We start from the raw sequence: 7,563 nt of genomic DNA, 5'->3' as shown, positions 1-7,563 counted from the left end.
CGCCCGCGCCCGCTGCGAGCGCTGGGCCGCGCGGGCGGTGCGCGAGGCGCGCACGGGCGCGCGGGCGGCGCCGGCCGGCAGCGCGCTGGCGCTGGTCGCCGCGCACCGCGACCCGCGCGGGCGGCCGCTGGACGAGCGCACCGCCGCCGTGGAGCTGCTCAACGTGCTGCGCCCCACCGTGGCGGTGGCGTGGCTGGTGGCGCAGGCCGCGGTGGCGCTGCACGGCTCCCCGCGCTGGCGGCACGCGGTGGCCGCCGCCGCCACCGGCGGCCCCGAGGCCTCCCCCACCGCCGTGGCCGTCGCGCACGAGGTGCGCCGGCGGTACCCGTTCGTGCCGGCGCTGGCCACCCGGCTGCGCCGCGACGCGCAGGTCGGCGGGCACCGGCTGCGCACCGGCGACCGCGTCGTGCTCGACGTGGTCGGCACCCACCGCGACCCCGCGGCCTGGCCGGCCCCGGAGGAGTTCGACCCCGGCCGCTTCGAGGGGGCCGGGGTGTGCCCGGTCTCCGACGCCTTCGTCCCGCAGGGCGGCGGCGACGCGCGCACCGGGCACCGCTGCCCCGGCGAGCCCGCCACGGTGCGCCTGCTGGCGCAGGCCGTGGAGGTGCTGGCCGGTCTGCGGCTGGCCGTGCCGCCGCAGGACCTGCGGGTCCCGGCGCGGCCGGTGCCCTCGCGGCCGGTCAGCGGTTTCGTCGTCACCGAGGTCGACCCGGGCTCCGTCCCGGCGGCCGGACAGGAGATCTGAAGCATGCGGATCGTCATCACGGGAGCCAGCGGCAGCGTCGGCAGCGCGCTGCTGCGCCGGCTGGCCGCGCGCGGCGCGGGAGGGGCGCGGCACGAGGTCGTCGGGATCGCCCGGCGGCTGCCGCCCCCGCAGGAACCGCCCTACGACACGGCGAGCTGGGAGTCGCTGGACATCGCCGACCCCGCGCAGCGCGAGCGGCTGCACCGGGTGGTGCGCGGGGCGGACGCGGTGGTGCACGCGGCGTGGCTGATCCAGCCGGCGCGCGACCCCGCGGAGCTGTACCGGGTGAACCTCGGCGGCACCCGGGCGGTGGTGGAGGCGGTGCGCGAGGCGGGGGTGCCGCACCTGGTGCACCTGTCCTCGATCGGCGCGTACGCCCCGCGCCCGGCCGACGACCACCGCGTCGACGAGCACTGGCCCGTCACGGGGGCGCCGACGCTGCAGTACTCCCGCGAGAAGGTCGCCTGCGAGGAGTACCTGGACACCGTGGAGGAGGAGGTGCCCGGTCTGACGGTGACGCGCGTGCGCCCGGCGCTGGTGTTCCAGCGCGACTCCGCCAGCGAGATCGCCCGCTACTTCGCCGGCGCCCTGGTCCCGGCGCGCGCGCTGGGCCGGGTGCCGCTGCCGGTGCTGCCGCTGCCGCGGGGCCTGCGCCTGCAGCTGGTCCACGCCGACGACCTGGCCGACGGGCTGGCGCGGGTCGTCGAGCAGCGCGCCGGTGGCGCGTTCAACCTGGCCGACGAACCCGTCCTCGGCGGCCGCGACATCGCCGCGGCGCTGAACGCCCGCCGGCTCGTCGCCGTGCCGCACGGGGTGGCGCGCGCCGCCGTCGTGGCCAGCTACCACGCGCGCGTGCACCCCGTGCAGCCCGGCTGGTACGACCTGGCGCTGTCGGTGCCGCTGATGGACACCGACCGCGCCCGCACGGAACTGGGCTGGCAGCCGCGTCACGCGGCGGCGGACGTCCTCACCGAACTGCTCGCGGGGATGCGCGGGCACGCCGGGACCGGCTCGCCGGCCCTGCGCAGCCGCTCCACCGCGGAACCCGGCTCGCGGGTGGGCACGTGACGGACCGCGACCCCGCGGACCCCGCGCACGGCGGGGACCGAGCCGGCGGCGCGGCGCGCGCCGCCGGCCGGTTCGCCGGTGAGCGCCTCGCGCAGGCGGTGCAGCACCGCCGTCAGCAGGCGGGAGACCTGCATCTGGCTGATGCCGAGTTCCGCGGCGATCTGGGACTGGGTGGCGTCGCCGAAGAACCGCAGCGCCAGGATGCGCCGGTCGCGGTCGGGCAGTTCCGCCAGCGCCGGGGCCAGCGAGGCCAGGTCGTCCACCACGGACACCGCGTCGCCGGAGGCCACGAGGGTGTCGCCGACGGTGGTGTCGTCGTCGGCGCCGAGCCGGGCGTCCAGGGACACCGAGGAGTACGCGGCGGCGGCGCAGCGCGCCTCGCGCACCTCCGCCACCGTGGTGCCCAGCCGGCGCGCCAGCGAGCCCTCGTCGACGGCGGCGGCGTCCTCCTGCTCCATGTCGCGCTCCACCGAGCGCAGCCGGGAGCGCAGTTCCTGCAGGCGCCGCGGCGGGCGCACGTCCCAGCCGTGGTCGCGGAAGTGGCGGCGGATCTCGCCGGTGATGGTGGGGGTGGCGTAGGCGGCGAAGGAGGCGCCCTGGCCGGGGTGGTAACCGCGGGCGGCCTTCACCAGCCCCAGGAACGCCACCTGCACCAGGTCGTCCCAGGACTCGCCGCGGTTGCGGTAGCGGGAGGCCAGGCCGCGGGCCAGGTCGAGGTGCTCCACGACCAGCTCCTCGACGACCGGGCCGTGGGGTCGGGACGACGGCGTCGCCGGAGCGGCGTCGACGTCGGGAACTAGAGCGGTCACAGAACCCTCCGCATCAGTCCTTGCTCGATCACCAGGCGATCTGCTGCACCCGCGGGCACAGTCGAGCACCGACGAGGGGGGTCGGCAACCGCAGCCGGGCGGGGCCGCGCGCGGCGCCCCGCGGCCCCGCCGCGGGGCGGGTCCTCAGCCGGGCGGGGCCACCACGCCGAGCAGTTCCAGCAGGTGCACGAAGGCCTGCGCGAAGGGCCTGTCCCGCACGCGGTCACGCACCTCGTCCCAGTCCACGGCCTCGCGGATGCTGCGCACCACGCGCAGCGCCGGCGCGAAGTCCAGGGTGTGCTCGTCGAACGCGCACAGCTTGTGCACCACGACGTCGGTGGCGGTGATGACGGGCATCTCCACCGACAGCACCTCCGTCCAGGCGGCGCGCGCGAGCAGCTCGTCGTCGACGAGGACGCCGCCGCCGCGGTGCAGCAGGTCCACCTCCACGCCGTCGCTGAGGACCTTGAACAACCAGTCCTCCGGCGGGGTGAGCACCTCGTGGCCCGCGTCGCGGAAGTGCTCGCGCACCCGGTCGGCGTCCTGCGCGCGCAGGTCGAAGTCGACGTCGTGGACCGGTTCGGGCGCGCCGTGCACCCACGCCGCGTACCCGCCGGCGAGGGCGAACGGCACACCGGCGCGCTTGAGCTCGGCGGCCACCCGCACCAGCGCGGTGCGCCGCTGCTCGACGGTCGTGGCGGTCGCGTTGACCCCGGCGTCGACCTCCCCGTCGTTGCCCCCGTGGCTCCCCGTGTTCTCCACCGTGCTCCTCCAGGCCTCGTGCCGCACCCTGGGAGGGTGCGACTGGCGACCTTCAACATCCTGCACGGCAGATCGCTCGAGGACGACCGGGTGGACGTCGACCGCTTCGCGGCCGCCATCGGCTCCCTCGACGCGGACGTGGTGGCGCTGCAGGAGGTGGACCGGCTGCAGGAGCGCTCCGAGCGCGCGGACCTGACGGCCGTGGCCGCCGAAGCGCTCGGCGCCTCCGAGCACCGGTTCGTGGCGGCGCTGTCCGGCACGCCGGGGGCGACGTGGATGGCGGCCACCGGCGACGAGCAGCCCGACGAGGCCGCCTACGGCATCGCGCTGCTGTCGCGGCTGCCGGTGCACTCCTGGGAGGTGGTGCGCCTGCCGTCGGTGCCGTGGACGGTGCCGGTGGTCTTCCCCGGTCAGCGCCGCCCCAAGCTGGTGCGCGACGAACCGCGGGTGGCGGTGGTGGCGGTGGTGGAGGAACCGGCCACGGGGCGCTGCCTGACCGTGGCCGGCACCCACCTGTCGTTCCTGCCGGGCTGGAACACCTGGCAGCTGCGCCGCCTGGTGCGCACCCTGCGGCGCTGCTCGACGCCGGTGGTGCTGATGGGCGACCTGAACCTGGAGCCGGAGGCGGTGCGGCGCAGCACCGGCATGCGCCCGCTGGTGGAGGCCGACACGTTCCCGCTGACGCAGCCGCAGCGCCAGCTCGACCACGTGCTGGTCGGCGGGGAGGGCGCCGGCGGCCTGCGGGTGCAGCGCGCCGGTGCGCACCGGCTGCCGCTGTCGGACCACCTGGCGCTGACCGTCGACCTGGCCTGAGGCCCGTTCCCGCGCCGGCTCAAGAGCGCCCCGCCGCGCGCCGATGGAGGCACGAGCCGGTGCCGGACGGAGGGGTGGACGTGGTGGGCAGCACGGGAGGTGCGGTCGCCGCGGCGACCCCCGCGCGCGTCGGCGCGCCCGGCGACGAGGAGCTGGCGGGCGCGGTGCGGCTGGCCGCGGCGCTGGCCGGGGTGCGCCCCGGCGACGTGGAGCTGCTCCTGGGCGACGCGCAGTGCGCCCTGGAGGCCGGCGCGTCGTGCGCGTGCGCCCGCGTGCCGGTGGCCGACGCCCGCGGCGTGCCGCTGGGCTCGCTGTGCCTGCACGCGCCCTGCCCGGACCCGGCGGCCCCGGCGCGCCTGGAGGACCTCGCCCGGGTGCTGGCGCCCCTGCTGCAGCAGCGCTGCGGCGCGGCCCGCGAGGCGCTGGACGCCGGCGAGCAGCGCACGCTCGCCGAGCTGGTGACGGCCGAGGTGGAGCACCGCCGCGAGCTCACCGGGGCGGTGCTGGCCGCGGTGGACGTCGGCATCCTCGTCGCCGACCCCGAGGGCCGGCTGCAGATGGGCAACGACACGGCGATCGCCTGGCTGGGCCAGCCGTTGCGCGACGACCTCGACCCGCGGGACCAGCCCGCCCACTACGGCCTGTACGGCCCCGGCGGGCGCACCCTGCTGACGGCGCGGGACTCCCCGCTGCAGCGGGCGCTGCGCGGGGAGGACGTCACCGGCGCCGAGGTCGTCATCGTCCCCTTCGGGGGCCCCTCCCTCACCACGCTGTGCACGGCCCGCGTCATGCGCAGCTCCCGCGGCGAGCTGCTGGGGGCGGTCGTGGCGATGCACGACGTCACCGCCTCGCGCGCCCGCGAGGCGGCGCTGGCGCGCGCGCACGCGCAGCTGGCCGAGCACGCCGAGCACGTGGAGGCGCTGGCGCGGGCCTCGCGCGCCGTGGCCACCGCACCGGACCCGCGCGAGGCGGTGTGCGAGGCGGTGCGCCAGCTCGCCGGCGCCGACGCGGTGCTCCTGCTGCAGCCGGAGGGCCCCGGGCACCTCGTGGCCACCGCCTCGGCGGGCGCCGCCCCGGCGGGCACCGCCCCGGGCGACGGGGCGCACCCGGCCCTGCGGGTGGACGTCGGCTCCCGCAGCAGCCTGACGGCCACCGCGTTCCTCGACGGCGAGCAGGTCTTCGCCCCCGACGTGGCCCGCCACCCCGGCGTGGACCCCCGCCTGGCGCGCTCGGTGGGCGCCGTGTCCGCGGTGTGGCAGCCGGTGCTGCTGCGCGGCGACGAGCCGATCGGCGTGCTCAGCGTGGTGTGGCACCGGCACGTGCCGGTCCTGCCGCCGGCGGTGGCCTCGCTGCTGGGCACCTTCGCCGCGGAGGCCGCGCACGCCGTGGAGCGCGCGGACCTGCTGGCGCGCCTGGAGCGCGCCGCCGAGCACGACGCGCTGACCGGCCTGGCGAACCGGCGCCGCTGGGACGAGGCGGCGGCGCTGGAGGTCGCCCGCGTGCAGCGCACCGGGGCTCCGCTGACGTTCGCGCTGGTCGACCTGGACCGCTTCAAGCGCTACAACGACACCTTCGGCCACCTGGAGGGCGACGCGCTGCTGCGCGAGTTCGCCGCGGCCGCCACGCGCTGCCTGCGCGAGGGCGACACCCTGGCCCGCTGGGGCGGGGAGGAGTTCGTGCTGGCCCTGCCCGGGTGCACCGCGCAGGAGGCGGCGCGGGTGGCCGACCGCATCCGCGCGGTCGTGCCCCGCGGGCAGACCGCGACCGTCGGGGTGGCGCAGTGGGCGCCGGGGCTCTCCGCCTCCGACGTGCTGGCGCGCGCCGACGAGGCCCTGTACCGCGGCAAGGACGGCGGGCGCGACGCCACGGTGCTGGCCCCGCCCCCCTGAGCGCCCGGCCGGCTGCCGGCGAAGTCCTGTCCAACGTTGCAGGCAGGTGCTAGCGTCCGCGAGAACCAGCGGGGACACCGGGGTCCCCGCACCGGGTCAGGGACGGACGGCGTGACCAGTTCTCCTCCTCCTCCACCGCGCCGCGCGATCAGGCGGCGCTCCCTCCTCCGCGGCGGCCTGGCCGCCGGCGGCCTGGGTCTGGCGGCGGGCACGGCCGGGTGCGGCAGCGCCCTGTCGGCCGGCATCGCCGGCACGCGCCTGGACCCGGGCACCGTCACCTTCTGGAACCTCTTCGGGGGCGGTGACGGCGCCCGGCTGCTGCTCATGCTGGACGAGTACCGCCGCCAGCAGGGCAGCACCGACTCGCTGCAGGCGGCGACGTTCGCCTGGGGCAACCCTTACTACACGAAGGTCTCCCTGGCGACGCTGGGCGACAAGCCGCCGGACGTGGCGGTCTCCCACCTGACGCGCGCCACGAACCTGGCCGCGGCGGGCCTGCTCGCCGAGATCACCGAGGACGTGCTGGCCCTGGCCGGGCTGTCCGCGGCGGACTTCAACCCCAAGGCCTGGCAGGCCTCCCAGCACGAGGGCCGCGTCTACGCGATCCCGATGGACACCCACCCGTGGGTGGTGTTCTCCAACACCGCCGTCTGCGAGCAGGCCGGGCTGCTCGGCCCGGACGGCGCGCTGGCGCCGATCACCGGCATCGAGGCGTGGGAGGCGGCGCTCACCGCGCTCAAGGACGTCACCGGGCAGTACGGGGCCAGCACCGCGACGGTCAACGACACCTCCAACTGCTGGCGCTACCTGCAGACGATGTACTCCCAGCGCGAGGGCAACACCCCCTTCCTCTCCGAGGAGGGGCAGGAGATCACCATGAACGACGACCTGCTGGTCGACACCCTGGCGATCATGCAGGGCTGGACGCGCAGCGGCCTGATGCCCGCCACGATCGAGGGCGCCGGCGCCCAGACGCAGATGTTCCAGGGGCAGTCCGGGCTGTACTTCAACGGCGAGTGGGAGATCACCACCGCGCAGGGCATCGAGGGCCTGGAGTTCAGCATGGGCCCCTTCCCCACCCTCTTCGACCAGCCGGCCGCCCAGGCGGACTCGCACGCCTTCGTCCTGCCGCTCATGGAGCGCGACGAGGACCAGTTGAGGCGCACCATGGGGTTCGTGAAGTCGATGCTCGACCAGGGCATGACCTGGTCCGAGGGCGGGCACGTGCCCACCTACCTGCCGATCTTCCAGTCGCCGGAGTACCAGGCCCTGCAGCCGCAGGCGAACTACGCCCCCGTCGCCGACTACGCCGTCTACGACGCTCCGGCCTGGTACTCCGGGTCCGGGTCCAACTTCGAGGAGATCGTCGGTGCCGAGATCGGCCTGACGCTGCAGGGCTCGAAGTCGCCCGAGGACGCCGTCGCCAGCATGCGCTCGCAGCTGGAGGCCTACGCGCGGACGGCGAACCCGCTGTGAC

At 76.9% G+C, this 7,563-nt stretch carries 6 protein-coding genes and 1 pseudogene; 5 read left to right on the top strand and 2 right to left on the bottom strand.

The window, feature by feature from the left end; genetic code table 11:
• Positions 1-745 (top strand): cytochrome P450 (locus GTR00_RS10105; RefSeq protein ID WP_166611498.1); only part of this gene is annotated, 745 nt, incomplete at its 5' end.
• A gap of 3 nt (positions 746-748) precedes the next feature.
• Positions 749-1,813, top strand: coding sequence for an NAD-dependent epimerase/dehydratase family protein (locus tag GTR00_RS10100; RefSeq protein WP_166611497.1), 1,065 nt, complete (start codon positions 749-751; stop codon positions 1,811-1,813).
• 92 nt (positions 1,814-1,905) lie between these two features.
• Here the strand turns inward: GTR00_RS10100 and GTR00_RS23880 are convergent.
• Positions 1,906-2,538, bottom strand: a pseudogene (locus GTR00_RS23880) (sigma-70 family RNA polymerase sigma factor); the annotation flags it as partial.
• Between the two features lie 228 nt (positions 2,539-2,766).
• Positions 2,767-3,384 carry a nucleotidyltransferase gene (locus GTR00_RS10095; protein WP_166611496.1) on the bottom strand — a complete coding sequence of 206 codons (618 nt, stop codon included), beginning with the start codon at positions 3,382-3,384 and terminating at the stop codon, positions 2,767-2,769.
• Positions 3,385-3,420: 36 nt separating this feature from the next.
• On the opposite strand from GTR00_RS10095, the gene GTR00_RS10090 reads away from it, so the two are divergent.
• From GTR00_RS10090 to GTR00_RS10080, 3 genes are all read left to right on the top strand, one after another.
• Positions 3,421-4,197: an endonuclease/exonuclease/phosphatase family protein gene (locus tag GTR00_RS10090; protein WP_166611495.1), complete on the top strand. Its 777-nt coding sequence runs from the start codon at positions 3,421-3,423 to the stop codon at positions 4,195-4,197.
• Positions 4,198-4,256: 59 nt separating this feature from the next.
• On the top strand, positions 4,257-6,086 hold the full coding sequence (locus GTR00_RS10085) for a sensor domain-containing diguanylate cyclase (protein WP_166611494.1): 1,830 nt from the start codon (positions 4,257-4,259) through the stop codon (positions 6,084-6,086).
• Between the two features lie 111 nt (positions 6,087-6,197).
• The gene (locus GTR00_RS10080) at positions 6,198-7,562 is read left to right on the top strand and encodes an extracellular solute-binding protein (protein ID WP_166611493.1); all 1,365 of its coding nucleotides are present in this window, start codon (positions 6,198-6,200) and stop codon (positions 7,560-7,562) included.
• The last annotated feature ends 1 nt before the right edge of the window (position 7,563 follow it).

This window comes from Kineococcus indalonis, assembly GCF_009906395.1.
Taxonomy (GTDB): Bacteria; Actinomycetota; Actinomycetes; order Actinomycetales; family Kineococcaceae; genus Kineococcus; species Kineococcus indalonis.
Note: the sequence above shows the minus strand (reverse complement) of the source record. Positions and strands in the feature narration are given on the sequence as shown.

Bases quoted from the DNA above. Each gene is read 5' to 3' on its own strand.
- GTR00_RS10100 (WP_166611497.1), top strand. From the start codon at position 749: ATGCGGATCGTCATCACGGGAGCCAGCGGCAGCGTCGGCAGCGCGCTG.